This is a genomic window from Bordetella sputigena (assembly GCF_965137885.1).
GTDB classification, from domain to species: domain Bacteria; phylum Pseudomonadota; class Gammaproteobacteria; order Burkholderiales; family Burkholderiaceae_B; genus Bordetella_C; species Bordetella_C sputigena.
The window spans coordinates 136806-158476 of record NZ_CBCSCA010000014.1; the positions used below are offsets into that span (position 1 = coordinate 136806).

Sequence of the window (21671 nt, forward strand, 5' to 3'; positions counted from 1 at the left end):
AAGCGGGACGCCCGCGGAAGCGTGGATGCAGGAATTGCTGCAATGCAGCGAGTATTTTACGCGGGCTTTGCGGGATACCAAGGGCCAGCTCCCGCCGCACGCCATGGTCAGCTAAACAAAAAGTGTCTGGTGTGGATAAGCAGGTTTCTGCCATCCCCTCATGGATCGTCCCGCACATGCCCGAGTTTTCGCGTATTCCCGCTGATGCCGGCGAAACGAAGTACGTGCGGGAAGAAGTCTCGATGGGCCTGATGGTCGGCCGCATCGTGCTCACATTGGACCCGGCCGACAAAGCGCAGGCCGAATTGCCTTCGCTGCGAGTTGCCGGTGCGGGTACGAGTACGGCGAAGCAGTAAGCAGGCAGCCAGGCGGGCACTGTATGACGCGGCGTTCCAGATCGGCGCCGCGTCAAGCCGCCCAGCCCCTCCGCTACGGTGTAAAACGCATGCAGTCCGGCAGATCGTTCGGCGATGCGCAATGCGAAGCCGCCGGCCACACGGCGCTACGCGTCGGCTCGAAGCATGAAGTCCACGTGGACCTCATCGTAGGGAAACACCACCTGTTCACCGGCGCGCTCCAGCACGCCTGCGTCCAGCAATGCGTGTACGTCGGCATGCACCGCCTTGACATCACGTCGCACACCAGCTTCATTGTCGTAGCGCAGTACGCAAACGCCATCAACGACATACGCGAGCCTGTACTTAAAGTAATGAATCGAACCCGCGGCGCCCGCCGGGGTGGCAGTCGGGCGACGAGGCAATGCCAGCGTGAGAGGCGATTGTTGGGCGCTGGGGCTTAATATCAGCTCCGACGAAGGCCGAAGTGATAAAAAATTAAATTTCAGATCGGAGCGACATCATGAAAATCCATCCCCGTTGTATCAGCAGCCATCTGTACGCCTTGGCATTTGCTGGGCTCACGCTGATGACAATGACGACGACAGCCCAGGCGGAACCGCACGTCTGTCCTGGCGGCGCGGGAAATGGTGAAGTTTTTCTCGGTATGAATCCGGGTGGACCGGGGGTTGCGCCTGCACCTCTTTGTGATTGGGCCAGCCAAGGACCAGCTGCGGCACGCAAACCGCGCCGAGACCCCGAATACTGGGGAGACCCCAATCGCAAAACGGATCTACCAAAAGGTTGGACCGCCTCCGTAGAAGGGATCGATAAACCTGTGCTTGGTGTTGCTATGGGCAAGGCTAGCCGAGCTGAGGCGATTAAGGCCGCGATGGAGGACTGTCGACGACAAGGAGCCACTCGGTGTGAGCTTCTGGCCGCAACCAACCCAGAGGAGTAGGCGCGGGAATCGCATACTCGGCTTTCTCCCTGGAGCGAGCGGCGTATCACCGCCGATGGTGCGAAGTCGAAGAAAGCCCGCCTGGCGCCTGATCGTCTGTCGCACCACGCGAACGCGGTCACGTTTTGGTCACAGCAGGACGCCCAAAAAGAAAAAACCGCCGGCCAGGGCGGTTTTAACTGCTTGATTCTCTAACAAAATTTGGCTCCCCGAGCTGGGCTCGAACCAGCGACCTGCGGATTAACAGTCCGTCGCTCTACCGACTGAGCTATCGGGGATCTGTTAGAGAAGCGAGACTATAGCACGAATTTTTTAGGGTGTGCAAATCGCACTTCGGTTCTGGAAGAAGCGGGGCCGTCGGTTGCCGGCCCCGCTCCGTTCGCGTCACGCGCGCGGGGTGTCGCGCTTGACCTTGATGAACAGCAGCACGAGGATCGCCGCGCACAGCTCCATCAGGCCGACGCTATACAGGCCCGAGGCCAAGCTGCCGGTCTTGTCCTTCAGCCAGCCCATCAGATACGGCGCGGCGAAGCCGGCCAGGTTGCCGACGGAGTTGATCAGGGCGATGCCGCCGGCCGCCGCGGTGCCGGTCAGGAAGGCGGCCGGCAGGGACCAGAACACCGGGAAGGCGGCCAGGATGCCGATGGCGGCGAAGGACAGCGCGTACAGCGCGGTCACCGGGCTGCCGAGGAAGTAGCCGGTGGCCGCCAGCCCCGCCGCCGCGACCACGCTGGCCAGCACGCTGTGCATGCGGCGTTCGCCGGTGCGATCGGAGTGGATGCCGTTCAGCACCATGGCGACGGTGCCGAGGATGAACGGGATCGCGGACACCAGGCCGATCTGAAAGTTGCCCTGCACGCCCAGCTCCTTGATGATGGACGGCGTCCAGAATGCGATGGTCGCGTTGCCGCTGACGATGCAGAAGTAGATCAGCGCGCATAGCCACACGCGGCCGTTGAAGGCATCGCGCAGCGACGAATGCTTCGCCGGATCGCGCGACTCGCTTTCCAGGTCGCGCACGACGATGGCGCGCTCGCTATCCGTCAGCCATTTGGCGTCCTTGGGTTTCTCGGGCAACCAGGCCAGCACGGCGAAACCGGCCAGCACCGACGGGATACCTTCGATCACGAACAGCCATTGCCAGTTCGTCAGGCCTTCGACGCCCGACATGGCGCTCATGATGAAGCCGGCGATCGGCCCGCCCACCACGCCGGCGATGGCGAAGGACGTCATGAAATAGCCGTTGATGCGCGCGCGGCGATCGGCGGGAAACCAGTACGTCAGGTACAGCACCACGCCGGGGAAGAAGCCGGCTTCGAATACGCCAAGCAGGAAGCGCAGCACATAGAACTGCGTCGGCGTCTTGACGAAAATCATCGCCATGGAGGTCAGGCCCCACAGGATGGTGATGCGCGCCAGCGTGCGGCGCGCGCCGATCTTTTCCAACAGCAGGTTGCTGGGCACTTCGAACAGGAAGTAGCCGATGAAGAAGATGCCCGCGCCCAGCCCGTAGACGGTTTCGCTGAACTGCAGGTCCTGCAGCATCTGCAACTTGGCGAAGCCGATGTTGACGCGATCGATCCACGCCAGCACGAACAGGAAGACCAGGAAGGGGATCAGGCGCGCGGCAATCTTGCGGTATGCAAGCGTACGCTCGGTCTGGAATGGCGCGTTGGTTGCTCCACCCGGCGCCGGGGTAACGGTGGACGACATGGGTATGCTCCGTAGGTAAAGGAGATAAAAGCCCCGCCCCGCGGCGGGGGTTGTTTGAAATCGGTGCAACTACGGCCAGTTAGGTGCGGCCGGCCAGGCGCGGCCGGCCAGGTGCGGCCAGCCAGGTGCAGCCGGCCAGGCACGATCGGCCGGCCGCGGCCGATCCACGCACGGCCGGCTTGAAGCTAGCCGCCCAGCGCAGGCTCGATCGCGCCGGCCACCTGCAGCACCCGCGCATCCGCGCCGCGCAGGCCGCAGACCGCCAGGCCGATGCCGGGTTGCCCGGTCGGCAGCGAGACGCCGCAGCCGTCCAGGAAATTGATAACGCTGGTGTTGCGCAGGACCAATGCGTTGACCGAGAAGAAGGCCTCATCGGTCTGCAGATCGTCGACGCGCGGCGGCAGTACCGCGACCGTCGGCATCAGCCAGGCATCGGCATCGCGCAAGCGCTCGGCCGCCGCGGCCATGACGCGCGCGCGTTGATCAATCAGCGTGATGTAGTCGGCCGCCGACAGCTTCTCGCCGCGGCGGATGCGCATGGCGACGCGCTGGTCGTATACCTCGCCCTGCCGGGACAGCAGGTCGCGATGCCAATGCCAGGCTTCGGCCGCCGTGAAGCCGCCGCCGCCGTTGATCGAAGGAATATCCTGCAGCTCCGGAAAATCGAAGGGCACGATCTGCGCGCCCAGCCCGGACAGCCTGGTAACGGCCGCGTCGAAGGCCGCGGCCACGACGGGATCGACGCCGTCGAACACGAAATCCCGCGTCACGTACAGGCGCAATCCTTTCAACGGCGCCGGCCGCGCATCCAGGACGTCGCCGCTCAGGATGCGGTCCATGATGGCGCAGCAATCGACCGTATGCGCGAGCGGTCCGGCTGAGTCCAGCGTGCGCGACAGCGGCACCCCGCCCTGCAGCGAAACGCGGTGCGACGTCGGCTTGAAACCGGTCAGGCCGCAGAAAGCCGCGGGGATGCGGATGGAGCCGCCGGTATCCGTACCCAGCGTGGCCACGGCCATGCCCTTGGCCACACTGACGGCGCCGCCGGAAGTGGAGCCCCCGGCCACGCGCGCTTCGTCATGTGGCGCGCGCGGCGTGCCGTAATGGGGATTCAGGCCCAGTCCGGAAAAAGCGAACTCGCTCATATTGGTACGGCCCAGCAGCACCGCGCCGGCGGCGCGCAGGCGCGCGACGGCCACGGCATCCTGCGCGGCGGGCGCGGACCCCGCCAGCGCGCGGGAGCCGGCCGACGTCACCTGGCCCTGCACGTCGAACAAGTCCTTGATGGAGACCGGCAGGCCGGCGATGGCCGACGGAACGTTGCCGGCGCGCCGCGCCGCATCGCTGGCGCGCGCCGCCTGTAAAGCGGCTTCCGCATCCACATGGAGATACGCCGCCCCGCCCGCCTTGCGATACGAGTCGATAAGCGCCAGCGACTGCTCGACGAGCTTTTCGCTGGTGGTGCGTCCGGCCTGCAGATCGGCCTGCAACTGCCTGATGGGCTTGATGGTCTGCATCATGGGATCCTTTCCGGCACGGCCGGTTCAGTCGGTGACGGGCAGCACGCGCACGCGATACGCATGGCGCAGGGTACGGTTCAACACGGGGTCGTGCAGTTCCATCTCGAACTGTTCGCCATAGCCCAGCTGGCCCATCACGGTTTGCGTACCGCAGTACATGGCGGTCCCGACAGGCAGGCCATCCTTGCCGGCGTATTTTTCGGCCAGCTCGCGCGGGTCGCGCAGGCTGGTCATCGGGCCTTCCTGGTACAGGGCGCGCTGGCCGTCGCGCACGCGCCAGGTGCGGGAAACCAATTGATCCCAATGACCGGCGACTTCCTCGAAGCGCCACAGCTCGCGGCTGACCGGCTTGGCGCACATCTGCTTGGAGACGGTGACGTCGTAGGCCTCGACCTTGCGATCGGTGTGGTCGGAGCCTATGCCCACCAGCAGGCCGTCCGGGGTGGACAGCAGTACGGCTTCGACTTCGCCGGACGAGTCGGCGCGCGGGACTTCGATTTCCTCGTCGGTAGTCAACAAGGCGGCGGCCAAGGGGTAATAGCAAGGCACGGTCGAAGGCGGCTTGACGCCGATTTCCTGCAGTTCACGGATATGGTGCTGCACGGCTGCCTCGTCGCGGCCCGCCCATCCCGCGATCACCAGGCGGTCGATCAGGATGGTGCGGTCGCCCAGACCGGCGACGTGGAAATTCAATTGCGGCATGGCGATAAACCTCTAGTGATGCTGCGGCCGCGCGGGCCGGCTCAGATGGAACGGATGATGTTCTTGCGGAATTCGTCGATGTGATCGCGGATGGCCTCGCGCGCGGCGGGAATGTCGCGGCGCTCCAGCGCATCCAGGACGGCCATGTGCTCGTGGTACACGTTGGCCAGGTGCACCGGGTCCTGCAAGGACAGGAACCAGAAGCGCGCCTGCTTTTCATGCAGGCCGCGCAGCAGTTCGGCCAGCACGCGGTTGCGCGACGCGGCCGAAATGGCGTTGTGGAACTTCAGGTCCAGCTGCATCAGGCCATTGATGTCGCGGTGCTCGAGCAGCGTGGCGGAGCGTTCGACGATGTCCTTCATGGCCTGGATGTCGCTGCCGTGCGCGCGTTCCGCGGCCAGGGTCACACACAGCAGTTCGTTGGTCAGGCGGACCTCGATCATGTCCAGCACTTCGTTCAACGACAGCGGCGCGACCAGGACGCCCTTGCGCGGCAGGATGGATACGAGGCCGTCGCTTTCCAGCCTGTGCAGCGCCTGGTGCACGGGAGTACGCCCGAGTCCGAGCAGCGCGCCGACCTGGGATTCGTTGATGGCTTCCCCGGGGCGGAATTCGCAGGAAATGATGCGGCGCTTGATCTCGGCGTAGGCGAGCTCGCGCAGGGCCGCGCCGGATGACGGGCGGCCCGGGTCGGCGGTGCTCGGGACGACGCCTTGGGCGAGGGTTGGAATGGGCGGGTTGGCCATGGGACGAGAAAGTAAAACGCAAGTGATAATACTCTGATATATCACACAGACCGTATCAGGGATTACCCTGCCGAAGCGGCGGATGCGGACAGGAGGAGCGGTCCCCACCGCCTCTGGCCCTGCCCCGCTGGCACTGGCACTGGCACTGGCACTGGCACTGGCACTGGCACTGGCATCGGGCGGCGCGCGGGCCGTGGGTGTGCGCCCCCTGTATCCAAAAATTCTGATATGATCTCGGTCTTTTCCGGGGCAGCCGTCCCGGGCGGTTCAAGCTAAAACACAAGCAAGAACGACAAGCCGGCATAGCTCAGTTGGTAGAGCAGCGCATTCGTAATGCGAAGGTCGTAGGTTCGACTCCTATTGCCGGCACCAGAATTCAAAAGGCCAACCCTCAGGGGTTGGCCTTTTTGCTTGGCGCCTTGTTGCCGCCCTGCCCTCCTCACGCTCCTTTCTTCTTGATCACGCTGACCGAACCGTCCGGTTCCAGATAAGCCCGGCGCACGTCCGCAAGGTCTTCCACCCCCTTCTGCCGCAGCTCGCTTTGCAGGTCCTCCAGGGTCATGCTTTCGCGCCGCATCGCGCGCTTTTGCAATTGCCCGTCCTTGACCAGGCACAGCTTGGGCGGCTGCAGGAAGGGCCGCGTGGCAGGCCATGCATAGGCCACCCTGTCGATGACGACACTCCAGAAAACGATGGTGGCGATCAGCACCATGCCATCGGGCACCGCCTTGTACTCGCCGGCCATGGCGTTCTGGGCCGCATCGGCGATCAGTACGACCACCAGCAGATCGGCGATACCCAGCGAGCCGACGTCGCGGCGGCCGGCGATGCGCAGCAGTACGAAAATGAACCAGTACGTCAGGGTGCCGCGGATCATGATTTCCAGCGGCGACATGCTGAATTTGATGATGTTGTCCCATTGGATATCCATGGGCGGCCTCCTCCCGATGCGCGGTCTCAGCCCATCAGTAAGCAACCGACGAGCCCGGGTCCGACAGTTGCTTCGGCGGCACGGGGAGGATGCCATCATGAACGCCACCGAGCGCGTCGCCATCTTCATGCGCGACCACCATTTGACGCTGGTCACGGCGGAATCCTGCACCGCTGGATTGATTGCCAGCACGCTTGCCGATATTCCGGGCGCGGGCGCCTTGCTGGACTGCGCCTTCGTCGTCTATTCGCCCGACGCCAAAAAGCGTTGCCTGGGGGTCTCGCAGCGCACCCTGGACACGCACAATCTGACCAGCGAAGCCGTGGCCCGCGAGATGGCCTTGGGCGCGGCGGCACGCAGTCCCGCCAATGTGGCGATCGCCAATACCGGCCTGGCCGATGACAGCGACGACGGCATTCCGGCCGGCACCCAGTGCTTCGCGTGGATATTCAAGGCCGGCCCGGCCGATGCGAATCCGGCGGTGATCACGGAAACCCATCGTTTCGACGGCGGACGCCACGGTATCCGCAAGGCCGCGGCCACTTTCGCGCTGGAGAGAATGACGGCGCTATATGGAGAATGGCGGCGCGACGGGAGATAGCATGCATCGCATCATTACGGCCCCCGCGCGGCGACGGCGGATAGGCCCGTCCCGCTGCAACCCTACTCATCTATCGTCTCTCCTCGTCCCCCGGCAATACAGTCGTCCACCGGCGGGCATAACAGTTGCAGCCGGACCGCCTGTTTGCACGGAGGTCGCATGAACGCCAAATTGGTCGATCCGGCATCGCGCCGGCAGGTATTGAAGGCAATCACGGTCGGATTGCCGGCTGCCGCGCTGACGGGCCGGGTGCAGTCCGTCCAGGCCCAGACCAGCGGCGGCGCGCCACAGCCCGCGCCTGGCGCCGCGCCGCCGGATGCCGCGACGCCGGGCATGCCCATGCCCGGAGCGGCCGCGGCGGGTTCGGCCGCGCAGGCAGCGGCAACCAACCCCACATGGAGATTCTTCAACACGGACGAGGCCGTGCTGATGGACGCCATCGTCGCGCGCCTGATACCCGCGGACGATCTTGGTCCCGGCGCCCGCGAGGCCGGGGCGACGGTGTACATCGACCAGCAGCTGGCGGGCGCCTGGGGCGCCGGAGAACAGTTCTATCAATCCGGGCCTTTCGCGGCCGGCACGCCGCAGCAGGGCTATCAGCTCTCATACACGCCCGCCCAAATGTTCCGTACCGGACTGGCGCGCTTCGCGCAGGCGGTCACGCAGGCCCAGGGCGGCAAGTCCTTCGCCGAGCTGGACGCCGCGACGCAGGACGAGATGCTCGGACGCATGGAAACCGGCAAGCTCGACTTTTCACCGCTGCCGTCGGCCGTGTTCTTCGCGGCATTGATGGACGCCACTGTGGAAGGCTTTTTCTGCGATCCCATCCATGGCGGCAACCGCGACATGGCGGGATGGAAGCTGGTGCAGTTTCCCGGCGCCTACGCCAGCTATTCCAACGATATCGAGCGGCACGGCGTGGCCTTCGTGCGCGAACCGGTATCCATCGCGAACAGCCCGGTGCACGACATGAGGATGGAAGGCCGGCACGACATGCCCGCCGCCGCGCCCGCTCCGGCGGCTGCGCCCGCCCCTGGCGGCAAGCAGCCCGACATGTCGACCCCGCATACGCAACTGCGCTCGCCTTCCGTGGAGGCCGCATGACGCGCACGCTACCCNNGNTNGACGTCGCCATCNTCGGCGGCGGCTGGACCGGCTCCATCATCGGCAAGGAACTGGCGGCCAATGGGCAAAAAGTCGTCGTGCTGGAACGCGGCCAGCCGCGCTGGCCGTCGCCGGACTTCCAGGGCCCCATGGTGCATGACGAAGTGAAATACGTGCGCCGTCACGCCTTGCATCAGAATGCCGCCACCGAGACCTTCACCTTCCGCAACAACATCAACCAGACCGCCCTGCCGATGCGGCGCTGGGCCTTCGCCTATCCCGGCACCCATCTGGGCGGCGCGGGCAACCACTGGTCCGGCGCCTACTACCGCTTCGACGAGGTCGAGTTCAAGCTGCGGTCGCACTACACGCAGAAGTACGGCGCCAGGATTTTCGACGAGGACATCACCGCGCAGGATTGGCCGGTGACGTACGAAGAACTCGAACCCTACTACGACCGGTTCGACAAGCTGATCGGGGCATCCGGCTTTGCCGGCAACCTGAAGGGGCAGAAGCAGGAAGGCGGCAATCCCTTCGAACCCTGGCGCTCCAGCCCCTACCCCAATCCGCCGATGAAAGTGCCTTATGCGCCCGCCCTGTTCGGCGAAGCGGCGCGCAAGCTGGGCTACCACCCCTATGTGCAGCCGTCGGCCCTGTGCACGCGACCTTATGTGAACACCGAAGGGCTACACATGAACGCCTGCGTGTACTGCGGCTTCTGTTCGAACTATGGCTGCGAACATTTCGCCAAGGCATCGCCGCAGGTCTGCGTGCTGCCGGTGGCGATGAAACTGGATACCTTCGAAATACGCACCGGCACGCACGTGCTGCGCGTCGAACTGGACAAGGACCGGAAGCGCGCGACCGGCGTGACCTATATCGACGAAGCCGGCGAGGAAGTCTTCCAGCCCGCCGAGCTGGTCTTCCTGTGCGCCTTCAGCATCAACAACGTGCGCCTGCTGCTGCTGTCGAACATCGGCAAGCCTTATGACCCGCAGGCCAACGAAGGCGTGGTGGGCCGCAACTACACCCACCAGACCACGTCCGGCGTCGGCCTGTTCTTCGATGAACAGACGCCCATCAATCCTTTCATGGGCGCGGGCGCGGTCGCCGTGACCATGGACGATTACTGTACCGATAACTTCGACCACGGGCCGCTGGGTTTCGTCGGCGGCGCGTACATCCAGATCCAGGTGGTCAGCGGCACGCCGATCAGCAATCACCCGGTGCCGTCGGGAACGCCGACCTGGGGCGGCGAATGGAAGAAAGCCGTCAAGCGCTACTACAACCACGCAATCCCCATCACCATCACGGGCTCGGCGCAGCCGACGCGCGGAAGTTATCTGGACCTGGACCCGACCTACAAGGATGCGTGGGGCCAGCCGCTGCTGCGCATCACCTACGACTTTCCGGACAACGATATCCGCATGTCGCGCTTCGTCACGGAAAAGGGCGACGAGATCGGCAAGGCGATGCGTGGCGTCATTCGCACGGAGCCCGCGGCGCGCACGCGGCCGTATTCGGCCGCCAGCTACCAGTCCACGCACCTGACCGGCGGCGCCGCGATGGGCGACGACCCGCGTACCAGCGTGGTGAATCGCTATGGGCAGTGCTGGGATGTGCCGAACGTCTTCGTCACGGGCGCCGCGTTGTTCCCGCAGAACTCCTGCTACAACCCCACCGGCACGGTGGGCGCGACGGCTTACTGGATGGTTGACGCCGTCAAGCGCGATTACCTGAAGTCACCCGGGCCGCTGGTGAAGATATGAACCAGAACATGGCCGCTCTCGTGAAAGGCGCCACGATGGTGGGCGGGTCGTTCGTCTTGCTCGTCGCCATCGTATCGGGGCTGTTCCATATCCCGCAGCATCGCGAAAAACCGCCTGGACCGCCCGCCGGCGGCGTGGCTGGCTCATCGGCGCCCGCGCCGGTGACGCCGCCGCAAGCCTCGGCGCCGGGGGCGCCGGCGCAGCAGGGATCGGCGCCTGGTGCCGCCGGGGCACCCTCGGCCGCCGCGGCGCAGCAGCCGCAAACGCCGCCGCGCAAGGCCACGGACTTTACGTTTCCACAGGCGCGTTTCGAACAAGTGCTTGCGCAGAATGCCGATGCACCGGTCGATGCTTCATTGGCCAATTCCGGCAAGCCGTCGGCGGGCGTGGCGGCCTGCGCCTCCTGCCACGGCGCGCAGGGTGTGCCGGCCGCCGGCACGCCCTTCCCCATCCTGGCCGGGGCACCGCCCGCCTACGTCGCCAAGCAACTGCTCGACTATCGCGACGGGACGCGCCAGCATCCCATCATGACGGGCATCGCCAAGGGTCTGGACGACAAGGATATCGCGGCGGTGGCGCGGTACTACGGCAGTCTGCCGGCACCGGCGATCAAGCCGCCAGCCGCCAACGCGCAGGACCGCGGGCAGCGCCTGCATGGCTTCGGCGACAACGGCCTGGCGCTGGCGGCCTGCGCGAACTGCCACGGCGCGAACGGAGAAGGCGAAGCGCCGATGCTGCCGCGCCTGGCGGCGCAGCCCGAAGCGTATATCGCTGGCCAGCTGGACGCCTTCCGCAACGGGCAGCGGGCCAACGACGACCTGGGCACGATGCGGGACATTGCCAAGCGGCTCAGCGCGGAGGATACGGCCGCGCTGGCGAAATACTACGCCGGCATGCGGTCGCAATAGGCGGTCGCAACGGGCGGCTGCTGTGCCGGCATGCCGCCCTGGCCGCCTGGAATCAATGGCCCGGCCTGGTGTCGGCGCCGCGATGGCCGGGCCCCTTGTCGCTGTTTGTCGCGCTGCCCTTGGCACTGTCGCTCTTGCCCACCGTGCCCCTGGACGAGGCGTCGCCGCCGGGCTGCGTATCGTTGCCATGATGCCCCTGCATATCGTTGGCGCTACCTCGCCCCTGGCCGGAGTTCGTACGCGACCCGGACGTGGAGGTCGCGTCACGCCCCTGCCCCTGGCCGTCTCCCGGCCCCGCCGCGCTGGAGCCCGCGGGATTGGTCGCGCCGGATTCGGGATGCTTCCACTGTCCGCCGCCCGAGCCGCCCGTCTGTCCGCTGGATCCCTGCGTTGCCTGCGCGGTCAACTGCGCAGGGCCCTGCGCGTGGGCGACGCACAGCGCCGCGCCGGCCAGGGCCAGGCCCGCGAGCCAGTGGGCGGCATGGCCGCGGCCCGCGCCGCCGCGCGCACCGGCGCGGGCCGGGACACCATATCCCCGCAGCGCCGCCGGCGTAGCGTTAGTCGTGATGACTATTTTCATAATGACCTCCTTGATACGGGCGCCCGCAATGGCGCCGGTTGGATAGGCCCATGGCCGCCGGCGATACCGCGCCGCGTACGACCCGGCGCGGCGGCCGAGGCGTTTCAGGCCACCGGAGCCAGCTCCACTTTCATCCAGCCCGGCTGCCGCGTATCGAAGGCCTTGTAGGCGTCCAGTACGGACGACAGCGGTTCACGCTTGGTCAGGATGGCCGAGGGATCGATGCGGCCGGAGCGCACCAGCTCGATCAGCATGGGAACGTACTTGCGGTGATTGCAATTACCCATCCGCACCGTCAGGTTCTTGTTCATGGCCATGCCGATGGGGAAGATGTTGTCGTTCGGCGGATAGACGCCGATGATGGCCAGCGTGCCGGCCTTGGCCAGCGCCTGCACCGCCCAATTCAAGGCCTGCGCCGGCGCATCGCCAGGCACCCAGTTGCCGTCGTGGGGATGGGCATGCGGCGCGATCTCGCGCGATTGCGCTTCCATCGTGGCATTCTCCTCGGGCTTGGACGCGGGCCCTTCGTGCGCATGGACGGCATCCACGCCGACGGCGTCGATGGCGCGGTCGACGCCGATGCCGCCGGTCAGGCGCTTGATGGCCTCGACCGGATCTTCCGCGTTGAAATCGATGGTCTCGGCGCCCTGCGCCCGCGCCATCGCCAGCCGGTCCGGCACGGCATCGATGGCGAATATACGGCCCGCGTGCATCAGCTTGGCCGAGGCAATGGCGAATTGCCCGACCGGACCGCAACCGAACACTGCGACGGTGCGGCCCGGCTCGATGTCGGCCAGGTCGGCGCCGAAATAGCCCGTGGGAAAAATGTCGGAAATCATGATCGCCTGATCGTTATCGACCTCGTCCGGCAGCTTGACGAGATTCACGTGCGCGTAGGGGATGCGCGCTTTCTCGGCCTGCAGGCCGTTGAAACCGCCGGCCTGGTCGGGACCGCCATAGAAGGCCGTGCCCGCTGATTTGCCATGCGGATTCGCGTTATCGCACTGCGCGTAATAACCGGCCCGGCAGTACGAACAGTAGCCGCAGGCGATGGTGGACGGGATGACGACGCGGTCGCCGATCTCCAGGTTGCGCACGCCGGGACCGAGCTGCTCGACGATGCCTACGCCTTCGTGCCCGAGTATCGTTCCGGGCTTCACGCCTTCCATGGTCCCGCGTATGAAATGCAGGTCAGTGCCGCAGATCGCGCTGGCCACGATACGCACGATGGCATCGGTGTCTTCCTGCAGTTGTGGATCGGGTACGTCTTCCAGGCGGATGTCGCCGATGGCATGAAATACGACAGCTTTCATGTGAAGCTCCTTGAAAAGTGGGATTGCCGGCCGGGCCGGCGGCGGATGCGTGGCGATGCGAACCCGGGCATCATGGCGCGCCGCAGAGCACCCGCGGTGGACATCGACGACCGCAGCAAGCGGCATGCGCGGCATCTCGACGACCGTGCCGCGGCGTCACGGCGGCGCGGTGCGGCACCGTACCGGCATAGGACGTGCTGGATGAGCCATGCTGAACAACACCGGCGCCGGCGCCCGGGACCGCCTATACCGGCGGCAGCCTCCCGCACGTCCGCGCGCCGGATGCCCAACCCACCACCGAGAACGCCATGGACCCCGACATTCACGATCCCGCGGATGCGGCGCTGCGCATCCTGATGTACTTCATCATGCCGCTGTGGATAGCCGCCGGCACGGCCGATTATTTATGCCACCGCCGGACCGACATCGCGCGCACCGCGGGCCCGAAGGAGTCGATGCTGCATCTGCTGATGTTCACCGAGATCGGCATCCCTTTGCTGGCCTGCCTGTTCCTGGAGATCAACGCGCTGGTATTCCTGGTCATGATCGTGGCCTTCGTCGCGCACGAAGCGACCGCGCTGTGGGACGTCGGCTACGCCAGCAGCCGGCGCCATGTAGGGCCCTTCGAGCAGCATGTGCACAGCTTTCTGGAACTCCTGCCGCTCGCGGCGGGCATGCTGTTGGCCGTGCTGCATTGGCCGCAGTTCCTGGCGCTGTTCGGATTGGGCCAGGAGCCGGCCCGCTGGGACCTGCGCCTGAAGGAACAGCCGCTGCCGGGCAGCTATGTGGCCTTCGTCCTGCTGGCGGCCTTGCTGCTGGAAATGCTTCCCTATATGGAAGAACTGCTGCGCGGACTGAAGGCGCGCAGGACAGACCCGGGCCCGCGATCGTCCACCCGGCCCCGCGCGAACCTATAGAGAAATCGCCGGACCCGGGCTGAGCCATGGGAGCCGGACATGGGGGCTGGATGTGGGGGCTGGATGTGGGCCGAAGACCCGCGGCGTCCCGCCAGCGCGATTCGCACGGCAGCGGCCGCATGTATTCATATAAATCATATATATAATTCTGCCATCGGAGCAGATTGGCCCCGGCCTTACAATCCCGCGCGATCATTGTGGAAGCGATATGAACCGTCAGCCGTCGTCGGCCGTGCCATTGGGCAGTCCCCTTTACGAGCAAATCAAGCAGGCAATCCTGGGCGCCCTGGCCCATGGGGAGTGGAAGCAAGGCGAGGCCATACCACCCGAAAAAGTCCTGGCCGAACGGTTCGGCGTATCCATCGGCACCCTGCGCAAGGCCGTCGATGAACTCGCGGCCGAGAACATCCTGATCCGCCATCAGGGCCGCGGCACCTACGTCGCCGTGCACACGCGCAACTCGCACTTCTTCAAATTCTTCCGCATCGTTCGGCAGGACGGCGACAAATCCTATCCCACGACCGAACTGATGCGCTTCCGGCGCATACGGGCGTCCGCGCTGGTCCGCGAAAAGCTGGGATTGCCGGCGGCCAGCCACGTGTTCGAGTTCAGCAACGTACTGTCCCTGCACGGCGAAGTGGTGATGGTGGATGAGGTCAGCTTGCCGGAAGCCCTGTTCCCCGGCATGACCGAACGCCATCTGCGCGAACGCCCGAGCACCTTGTATAGTCTTTACCAGGACATGTTCGGCGTAAACATCATCGCAACCGACGAACGCCTGCGGACCTGCCGCGCCAGCGCGATCCATGCGCCATGGCTGGGCGTCCCGGAAGGCGAACCTTTGCTGCAGATCCGCCGCGTGGCCTATTCCTATCACCGCCAGCCGGTGGAATGGCGCGTGTCCCACGTGAATACCGAAGCCTACGAATACCTGGGCCAGGAATACACCGGCGGCGCCTGACCGGCGGCACGCCTGCCAGGGACATCGTCATGGACATCGGATTTATCGGTTTGGGCAATATGGGCCGCGCGATCGCGGCCAATCTGATCAAGGGCGGCCATGCATTGACCGTCTGGAACCGCTCGCCACACGCCGCGGCACCGCTGCGCGAGCTGGGTGCGCGCGTGGCAGAGGATCCGTCGCGGGCCTGCGACGCCGACGTGGTGTTCAGCATGCTGGCCGACGATCAGGCCGTCGCCCAGGTATTCCTGGATGATGGCGCGCTGTCGCGCATGCGCAAGGGATCGGTGCACGTCAACATGGCGACGATCTCCATTCCCGCCGCGCGCCGCCTGGCCGATGCCCATGGCGCGCAAGGCATAGGCTACGTGGCGGCTCCCGTGATGGGCCGTCCCGACGCCGCGGCCGCCGCCAAGCTGACGCTGCTGGTCGCCGGCAAGCAGGACGCGATACACATCGTCGAACCCTTGTTCCCGCTGGTCGGCCACAAGACGGTGATGCTGGGCGAGTCGCCCCATACCGCCAACGCCATGAAGCTGACCGTCAACTTCATCCTGACCAGCGCGGTCGAAGCCCTGGCCGAAGGCACCGCATTGGCCAAGGCATACGGCATCGACACCGGCACGGTGGTGGACCTGCTGACCAGCACCATCCTGCCCGGCCCGCTGCATACGGGTTATGGCGCCTTGATGACCAAGGGCAGCTACGAACCCGCCAGCTTTCGCGCGCGCCTGGGCTTGAAGGATGTGTTGCTGGCCCAGGAAGCCGCGCGCGAGGCGGGCGCCGCCCTGCCGCTGTCGGAAGTGGTCGCGGCCAGCATGCGCGAAGCGGTGGACCAAGGCCTGGGCGACCACGACCTGGCGGTACTGGCGCAGGTGGCGCTGAACCGCAACAAGCGGTGATCGCCGGCCGCTGTGTTTATTGCGAACCCAGCTTTCGTATCAGCGCGCCCAGCGCGGCGCTTTCCTCTTCGGTCAGGTCGGTCAGCGGCGCGCGCACGGGGCCGGCATCACGGCCGACCAGGCGGGCGCCGGCCTTGACGATGCTGACCGCATAGCCGGCGCGCCGGTTGCGGATTTCCAGATACGGCAGAAAGAACTCGTCCAGCAGCTTGCCCACGGTGGCATGGTCGTCGCCGGCGATGGCGCGGTAGAACTGCATCGCCGTCTTCGGGATGAAGTTGAAAACCGCCGACGAATAGACCGGCACGCCCAGGGCCTTGTAGGCCGCCGCATAAACCTCGGCGGTCGGCAGGCCGCCCAGATAGGCGAAACGGTCGCCCATGGCGCGGCGCACGCGCACCATGTTCTCGATATCGCCAACACCATCCTTGAAACCGATCAGGTTGGGGCAGCGGTCCGCTACACGGCGTAGATGGTCGGGGCCCAGGCGCGAATTCGCGCGGTTGTAGACGATCACGCCTATCTTCAGGGACTTGCAGACCTGCTCCACATGGTCGGCAATGCCGTCCGCGCTGGCCTCGGTCAGGTAATGCGGCATCAGCAGGATGCCTTTGGCGCCCAGCCGTTCGGCTTCCTGGGCGTAGGCGATCGCCGTGCGCGTGGGACCGCCCGCGCCGGCCAGGATAGGCACCTTGCCGGCGCAGGTTTCGACGGCGGTACGAATGACGTCGGCGTATTCCGCCGGCGCCAGTGAAAAGTATTCGCCCGTGCCCCCCGCCGCGAACAGCGCGCTGGCGCCGTAAGGCGCCAGCCATTCCAGTCGTTCGATATAGGTCTTGGGACGGAAATCACCCTCCTCGTCGAAGTCCGTGACAGGGAAGGAAAGCAGGCCCTGCGAGATGATTTGCTTGAGTTCTTGCGGCGTAGTCATGTGTGCGCGTACCGAGACAAGTTGGCGGGTGGGCGATAGGTTATACGTTATCGTACAACATCAAGTCCGCCACGACAAAGGAGTTTCTGCCGGTCGCTCAAGTTGGCCGGATTGCCCCACTTGGCTGACAACTTCGACCTCGTCGTTGTACGATGACAAACATGCCTCCGTCCGGACCGAACACCTCCCGAACCGATATGTCGCAGCCGCAGAATCCCCACGCCCCTCTGTACATCCGCATCCATGACGACGACAACGTCGCCATCGTCGTCAACGACGGCGGCCAGCCCGCCGGCGCCGTGTTCGCCGACGGACTGGTTCTGCGCGAGGCCGTGCCGCAAGGCCACAAGGTGGCGCTGCGCGACCTGGCCGAGGGCGAAGCGATCGTCCGCTACGGCGTGGTCATCGGATACGCGGCGCAAGTCCTGCCCCGCGGCAGCTGGGTGAACGAACGCGTCACCACCCTGCCCGCCGCGCCGGCGCTGGACGCGCTGCCCATCTCCACCCGCGTGCCCCCGGCGGCGGAGCCGCTGCAGGGCTACACCTTCATGGGCTATCGCAATGCCGATGGATCGGTGGGCACCCGCAATATCCTGGGCATCACCACCACGGTGCAATGCGTCTCCGGCGTGGTCGAGCATGCCGTCAAGCGCATACGCGCCGAACTGCTGCCGCGCTATCCCAACGTGGATGACGTGGTCGGCCTGGAACATACCTACGGCTGCGGCGTGGCCATCGATGCGCCGGACGCCATCATTCCCATCCGCACGCTGCGCAATATCGCCCGCAATCCCAACTTCGGCGGCACCGCGATGATGGTCAGCCTGGGCTGTGAAAAGCTGCAGCCCGACCGCCTGATGCCGCCCGGCAGCATTCCGATTGCCGGCGGCGGCCATCGCGTCGACACCGTGACGCTGCAGGACGAGGCCCACGTGGGTTTCGAATCCATGGTGGCCTCCATCATGAAAACCGCCGAACACCATCTGGCGATACTGGACGCGCGGCGCCGCGTCGAATGCCCCGTATCCGACCTGGTGGTGGGCGTGCAATGCGGCGGCAGCGACGCGTTCTCCGGTATCACGGCGAATCCGGCGGTAGGCTATGCCAGCGATCTGCTGGTGCGCGCCGGCGCCACCGTCATGTTCTCGGAAAACACGGAAGTGCGCGACGGCATCGCGCAGCTGACGGCGCGCGCCGCCACGCCGGAAGTCGCGCAGGACTTGATACGCGAAATGGCCTGGTACGACGCCTATCTGGCGCGTGGCAACGCCGACCGCAGCGCCAATACGTCGCCCGGCAATAAAAAAGGCGGCCTGTCGAACATCGTCGAAAAAGCCATGGGCTCGATCGCCAAGTCGGGACGGTCGGCGATTTCCGGTGTGCTGGCGCCGGGCGAAAAACTGACGACCAAGGGCCTGGTGTACACCGCCACGCCGGCCAGCGACTTCATTTGCGGCACGCTGCAGCTGGCCGCCGGCATGAATCTGCACGTCTTCACGACGGGACGCGGCACGCCTTACGGGCTGGCCGAGGTGCCGGTCATCAAGGTCGCCACGCGCAACGATCTGGCGCGGCGCTGGCACGACCTGATGGACGTGAATGCCGGCCGCATCGCGACCGGCGAAGCGACGATCGCCGACGTCGGCTGGGAGCTGTTCCACACCATGCTGGACGTCGCCAGCGGCCGCAGGAAAAGTTGCGCGGAAGCGCTACGGCTGCACAATGCGCTGGCCCTGTTCAATCCGGCGCCGGTGACCTGAAGCCTGGCTGGCTTACCCCGCGTCCGGTTGCGCATCGGGCGCGGCCTGCGCGAAAGCGGGCAGCGCCAGGCAGGCCGCGTCGATGCGCACGATGTTCGGCATGGCCGACAGATCGCAATCCAGCCGGCGCGCGTTGAACACCTGGGGCACCAGGCAGGCATCGGCCATCGTGGGAGTGTCGCCGTGGCAGTAGGTGCCCGTATCGGGCGAATCCGCCAGCATGCGCTCCAGCGCCAGCAGGCCGCTCTCCACCCAGTGCCGGTACCAGCGGTCGCGCGCCTCGTCGGGCAGATCGAACTCGCGCTTCAGATAGCGCAGCACGCGCAGATTGTTCAGCGGATGAATATCGCAGGCGATGCCCTGCGCCAGTGCGCGCACGCGCGCGCGGGCGATGGGCGTGGCCGGCAGCAGCGGCGGCTGGGGATGGGTTTCTTCCAGGTATTCGATGATGGCCATCGACTGCGTCAGCACCGCGTCGCCATCGACCAGCGTCGGCAACAGCGCCTGCGGATTCAGCCGCGTGTATTCCGGCTTGAGCTGCTGCCCGCCATCCTTCAGCAAATGCACCGGTGCGTATTCATACGGCAGCCCCTTCAGGTTCAGCGCGATGCGCACGCGATAGGCGGCGGAACTGCGGAAATAGCTGTATAGCTGCATGCGGCCTCCGGGCAATGGTGTACGGACAGGGTCGGCGGATAGGTCCCGAACGGCGGGATGGCGTCCTTGCCCGGCACGGGGCAAGGACGGGCAGTCGCTCAGCCCGCGGGCCGCGACGGCGGGGCCGCCTCGGGGGTCTTGCGGGACAAGCCCCTGGGCAGCGGGAAAGCGACGTTTTCCTCCAGCCCCGGCATGGTTCGGACGGATACCGCGCCCAACTCCCTGACACGGTCGATCACCTGCTGCACCAGCACTTCCGGCGCCGAGGCGCCGGCCGTGATGCCGATGCGCTTGCGGCCCCGCAGCCAGGCCGGATCGATGCCTTCGGCGCCGTCGACCAGATAGGCCGCCACGCCCTTGCGCTCCGCCACTTCGCGCAAGCGATTGGAGTTCGAGCTGTTGGGGCTGCCCACCACCAGCACCAGGTCGCATTCCGGCGCCAGCACCTTGACGGCATCCTGGCGATTCTGCGTCGCATAGCAGATATCGCTTTTGCGGGGTTCGACGATGGCGGGAAAACGCGACCTCAGGGCCGCGGCCACCGCCGCCGCATCGTCCACCGACAAGGTGGTCTGCGTGACGAAGGCCAACTGCTCCGGATCGGCCACATTCAAGGCTTGCACGTCCTCGACCGTTTCCACCAGGTACATGCCGTCGCGCGACTGGCCCAGCGTGCCTTCGACTTCCGGATGGCCCTTGTGGCCGATCATGATGATCTCGCGGCCCGCGGCCCGCATGCGGGCGACCTCGACGTGCACCTTGGTGACCAGGGGACACGTGGCGTCGAAGACCTGCAGGCCGCGCCGCTCGGCCTCGGCCCGTATCGCCTTGGAAACGCCATGCGCGGAGAACACCACGATGGCGCCCGTCGGCGCGTCGTCGAGCTCGTCGATGAAGATCGCCCCCTTGCGGCGCAGGTCTTCGACCACGTAGCGGTTGTGGACGATTTCGTGGCGCACATAGATAGGCGCGCCATGCAGCTCCAGCGCGCGTTCGACAATGTCGATGGCGCGATCGACGCCGGCGCAAAAGCCGCGCGGCTGCGCCAGCAGGACTTCGGCCTGCGGCGCGGTGACGGTTTCCGCGGTGCCGCTCATTACAAAACTCCCAGTATCTTGACATCCAGCCGCAGGGCCGTGCCCGCCAGCGGATGGTTGAAATCGAACAGCGCGCCGTCGTCGTCCAGCGACTTCAGCACGCCGGAGTAGCGGCCGCCGTTGGGCGCCTGGAATTCGACCAGGTCGCCCGGTTCGAACGTGGCGTCTTCGCCGGCATGTTCGGCCAGCATGGCGCGGCTGACGCGCTGGATCAGCTCCGGATTGCGGTCGCCGTAGGCCTGCGCCGGCGGCAGGGTGACGCTGAACTGGCTGCCTTCGGGCTGGTCCAGCAGCGCGGCTTCCATGCCGGGCGCCCACTGCCCCATGCCCAGTTGCAGTGTGGCGGGGCGGCCCGTGAAGGTATCCGCGAACACCGACCCTTCGCCCGGCCCGGAGGCGAGGACGATGCGGTAATGCAGGGTCAGGTAGGAATCCGGACGGACAAAAACGTTCGTGCTGGGCGTAGCGGTGCTCAAGATGTGCCACCGTAATGGGGTGAATCCGCCATTTTAGTCGCGAGCGCGGCGGCCCGCCCCGCCATGAGCCCATCCATGCCCGCTTCCCACCCGCCCCTTCCCGACGCGGAACGCCCGCCCGAACGCCTGCTGCGCNACGGCGCNNCCGTCCTGACCGACGCCGAGCTGCTGGCGATCGTCCTGCGTACCGGCACGCCCGGCCGCCCGGTGGTCGCGCTGGCGCACGAGATCCTGACCCACTTCGACGGCCTGCGCGGCCTGTTCGGCGCGAGCGCCGACGCGCTGGTCCGCGTCCACGGCCTGGGCCAGGCCAAAGTCTGCCAACTGCAGAGCGTGCTGGAACTGGCCCGCCGCACCATGCGCGAGGAGCTGACGCAAGGCTGCGCGCTGGACCAGCCCGGCCGCGTCAAGCAATACTGCGTGGCCATGCTGGGACACCACGAAGTCGAGCACTGCATCGCGCTTTACCTGGATAACCGCCTGCGCCTGATCGCCACCGGCGAGGTCGCGCGCGGCACGCTGTCGCAGGCCTCGGTCTACCCCCGGGAAGTCGTGCGCGATGCGCTGCGGCATCACGCCGCGGCGCTGATACTGGCGCATAACCACCCTTCCGGCCTGGCCATACCCAGCGATGCCGACGAACGCCTGACGCGGCATCTGCGGCAGGCGCTGGCGCTGGTCGACGTGCGGCTGCTGGATCACCTGATCGTCGCGGGCGGCGCCGCGCTGTCGATGGCGGAACAGGGACGGATGTGACCGGGGCGGGCGCGGCGGGATGGCCTGGGGA

The 21671-nt window shown here is 66.2% G+C and carries 21 protein-coding genes, 2 tRNA genes and 1 pseudogene; 11 read left to right on the forward strand and 13 right to left on the reverse strand.

From position 1 onward, the window contains the following. The first annotated feature begins 131 nt into the window (after positions 1–131). Positions 132–356 carry a hypothetical protein gene (locus tag ACNA0R_RS23240; protein WP_415828429.1) on the forward strand — a complete coding sequence of 75 codons (225 nt, stop codon included), beginning with the start codon at positions 132–134 and terminating at the stop codon, positions 354–356. 146 nt (positions 357–502) lie between these two features. Here ACNA0R_RS23240 and ACNA0R_RS23245 read toward each other — a convergent pair whose 3' ends face one another. The 6 genes from ACNA0R_RS23245 to ACNA0R_RS23270 form a co-directional block, all read right to left on the reverse strand. Continuing rightward, positions 503–640 (reverse strand): HVO_A0114 family putative DNA-binding protein, encoded by a 138-nt coding sequence (locus tag ACNA0R_RS23245; RefSeq protein ID WP_415828430.1) that lies wholly within the window; start codon positions 638–640, stop codon positions 503–505. A gap of 858 nt (positions 641–1498) precedes the next feature. Next, positions 1499–1574, reverse strand: a tRNA-Asn gene (locus ACNA0R_RS23250). A gap of 106 nt (positions 1575–1680) precedes the next feature. Beyond that, the gene (locus tag ACNA0R_RS23255) at positions 1681–3009 is read right to left on the reverse strand and encodes an MFS transporter (RefSeq protein ID WP_415828431.1); all 1329 of its coding nucleotides are present in this window, start codon (positions 3007–3009) and stop codon (positions 1681–1683) included. Between the two features lie 185 nt (positions 3010–3194). Beyond that, positions 3195–4526 (reverse strand): amidase, encoded by a 1332-nt coding sequence (locus ACNA0R_RS23260; RefSeq protein ID WP_415828461.1) that lies wholly within the window; start codon positions 4524–4526, stop codon positions 3195–3197. A 27-nt stretch (positions 4527–4553) separates the two neighbouring features. Further along, positions 4554–5231 (reverse strand): DUF2848 domain-containing protein, encoded by a 678-nt coding sequence (locus tag ACNA0R_RS23265; protein WP_415828432.1) that lies wholly within the window; start codon positions 5229–5231, stop codon positions 4554–4556. 41 nt (positions 5232–5272) lie between these two features. Then, positions 5273–5977 (reverse strand): GntR family transcriptional regulator, encoded by a 705-nt coding sequence (locus ACNA0R_RS23270; protein WP_415828433.1) that lies wholly within the window; start codon positions 5975–5977, stop codon positions 5273–5275. A gap of 296 nt (positions 5978–6273) precedes the next feature. On the opposite strand from ACNA0R_RS23270, the gene ACNA0R_RS23275 reads away from it, so the two are divergent. Further along, positions 6274–6349: transfer RNA gene (locus ACNA0R_RS23275), tRNA-Thr, on the forward strand. 67 nt (positions 6350–6416) lie between these two features. On the opposite strand, the gene ACNA0R_RS23280 is transcribed toward ACNA0R_RS23275, so the two are convergent. After that, positions 6417–6908, reverse strand: a complete 492-nt coding sequence (locus tag ACNA0R_RS23280) for a DUF421 domain-containing protein (protein ID WP_415828434.1) — start codon at positions 6906–6908, stop codon at positions 6417–6419. A 97-nt stretch (positions 6909–7005) separates the two neighbouring features. Between ACNA0R_RS23280 and ACNA0R_RS23285 the strand changes: the two genes are divergently transcribed. The 4 genes and pseudogenes from ACNA0R_RS23285 to ACNA0R_RS23300 all read left to right on the forward strand — a co-directional run bounded on the left by ACNA0R_RS23285 (position 7006) and on the right by ACNA0R_RS23300 (position 11290). Then, the gene (locus tag ACNA0R_RS23285) at positions 7006–7509 is read left to right on the forward strand and encodes a CinA family protein (protein WP_415828435.1); all 504 of its coding nucleotides are present in this window, start codon (positions 7006–7008) and stop codon (positions 7507–7509) included. A gap of 159 nt (positions 7510–7668) precedes the next feature. Continuing rightward, entirely contained in the window at positions 7669–8613 is a 945-nt protein-coding gene (locus tag ACNA0R_RS23290; RefSeq protein WP_415828436.1) for a gluconate 2-dehydrogenase subunit 3 family protein, read from the forward strand. Positions 8614–8646: 33 nt separating this feature from the next. Beyond that, positions 8647–10382, forward strand: a pseudogene (locus ACNA0R_RS23295) (GMC family oxidoreductase); the annotation flags it as partial. Next, complete coding sequence (locus ACNA0R_RS23300; RefSeq protein ID WP_415828437.1) at positions 10379–11290, forward strand: c-type cytochrome; 912 nt, start codon at positions 10379–10381, stop codon at positions 11288–11290. The pseudogene ACNA0R_RS23295 and the gene ACNA0R_RS23300, both read left to right, overlap by 4 nt. Positions 11291–11342: 52 nt before the next feature. Here the strand turns inward: ACNA0R_RS23300 and ACNA0R_RS23305 are convergent, their stop codons facing one another. Together ACNA0R_RS23305 and ACNA0R_RS23310 are read right to left on the reverse strand one after the other, a co-directional pair. Beyond that, entirely contained in the window at positions 11343–11870 is a 528-nt protein-coding gene (locus ACNA0R_RS23305; protein ID WP_415828438.1) for a hypothetical protein, read from the reverse strand. 104 nt (positions 11871–11974) lie between these two features. Then, the gene (locus ACNA0R_RS23310) at positions 11975–13183 is read right to left on the reverse strand and encodes a zinc-dependent alcohol dehydrogenase (RefSeq protein ID WP_415828439.1); all 1209 of its coding nucleotides are present in this window, start codon (positions 13181–13183) and stop codon (positions 11975–11977) included. A 308-nt stretch (positions 13184–13491) separates the two neighbouring features. On the opposite strand from ACNA0R_RS23310, the gene ACNA0R_RS23315 reads away from it, so the two are divergent. From ACNA0R_RS23315 to ACNA0R_RS23325, 3 genes are all read left to right on the forward strand, one after another. Further along, positions 13492–14100 carry a diguanylate cyclase gene (locus ACNA0R_RS23315; protein WP_415828440.1) on the forward strand — a complete coding sequence of 203 codons (609 nt, stop codon included), beginning with the start codon at positions 13492–13494 and terminating at the stop codon, positions 14098–14100. A gap of 208 nt (positions 14101–14308) precedes the next feature. Then, on the forward strand, positions 14309–15061 hold the full coding sequence (locus tag ACNA0R_RS23320; protein ID WP_415828441.1) for a GntR family transcriptional regulator: 753 nt from the start codon (positions 14309–14311) through the stop codon (positions 15059–15061). Between the two features lie 29 nt (positions 15062–15090). Continuing rightward, positions 15091–15963 carry an NAD(P)-dependent oxidoreductase gene (locus ACNA0R_RS23325; protein WP_415828442.1) on the forward strand — a complete coding sequence of 291 codons (873 nt, stop codon included), beginning with the start codon at positions 15091–15093 and terminating at the stop codon, positions 15961–15963. 16 nt (positions 15964–15979) lie between these two features. Here ACNA0R_RS23325 and kdgD read toward each other — a convergent pair whose 3' ends face one another. Further along, positions 15980–16894 (reverse strand): 5-dehydro-4-deoxyglucarate dehydratase, encoded by a 915-nt coding sequence (gene kdgD, locus ACNA0R_RS23330; protein WP_415828443.1) that lies wholly within the window; start codon positions 16892–16894, stop codon positions 15980–15982. A 197-nt stretch (positions 16895–17091) separates the two neighbouring features. Between kdgD and garD the strand changes: the two genes are divergently transcribed. Then, on the forward strand, positions 17092–18654 hold the full coding sequence (gene garD / locus ACNA0R_RS23335; RefSeq protein WP_415828444.1) for a galactarate dehydratase: 1563 nt from the start codon (positions 17092–17094) through the stop codon (positions 18652–18654). 12 nt (positions 18655–18666) lie between these two features. On the opposite strand, the gene maiA is transcribed toward garD, so the two are convergent. From maiA to ACNA0R_RS23350, 3 genes are all read right to left on the reverse strand, one after another. After that, positions 18667–19311: a maleylacetoacetate isomerase gene (gene maiA, locus ACNA0R_RS23340; protein ID WP_415828445.1), complete on the reverse strand. Its 645-nt coding sequence runs from the start codon at positions 19309–19311 to the stop codon at positions 18667–18669. Between the two features lie 98 nt (positions 19312–19409). Beyond that, positions 19410–20408, reverse strand: coding sequence for a 4-hydroxy-3-methylbut-2-enyl diphosphate reductase (ispH, locus tag ACNA0R_RS23345; protein WP_415828446.1), 999 nt, complete (start codon positions 20406–20408; stop codon positions 19410–19412). Then, on the reverse strand, positions 20408–20884 hold the full coding sequence (locus ACNA0R_RS23350; protein WP_415828447.1) for an FKBP-type peptidyl-prolyl cis-trans isomerase: 477 nt from the start codon (positions 20882–20884) through the stop codon (positions 20408–20410). Before ACNA0R_RS23350 ends, ispH begins: the two co-directional genes overlap by 1 nt. A gap of 145 nt (positions 20885–21029) precedes the next feature. On the opposite strand from ACNA0R_RS23350, the gene radC reads away from it, so the two are divergent. Continuing rightward, positions 21030–21640, forward strand: a 611-nt coding sequence (gene radC, locus ACNA0R_RS23355) for a RadC family protein (protein ID WP_415828448.1), incomplete at its 5' end; no start/stop codon positions are given. Positions 21641–21671: the final 31 nt, after the last annotated feature.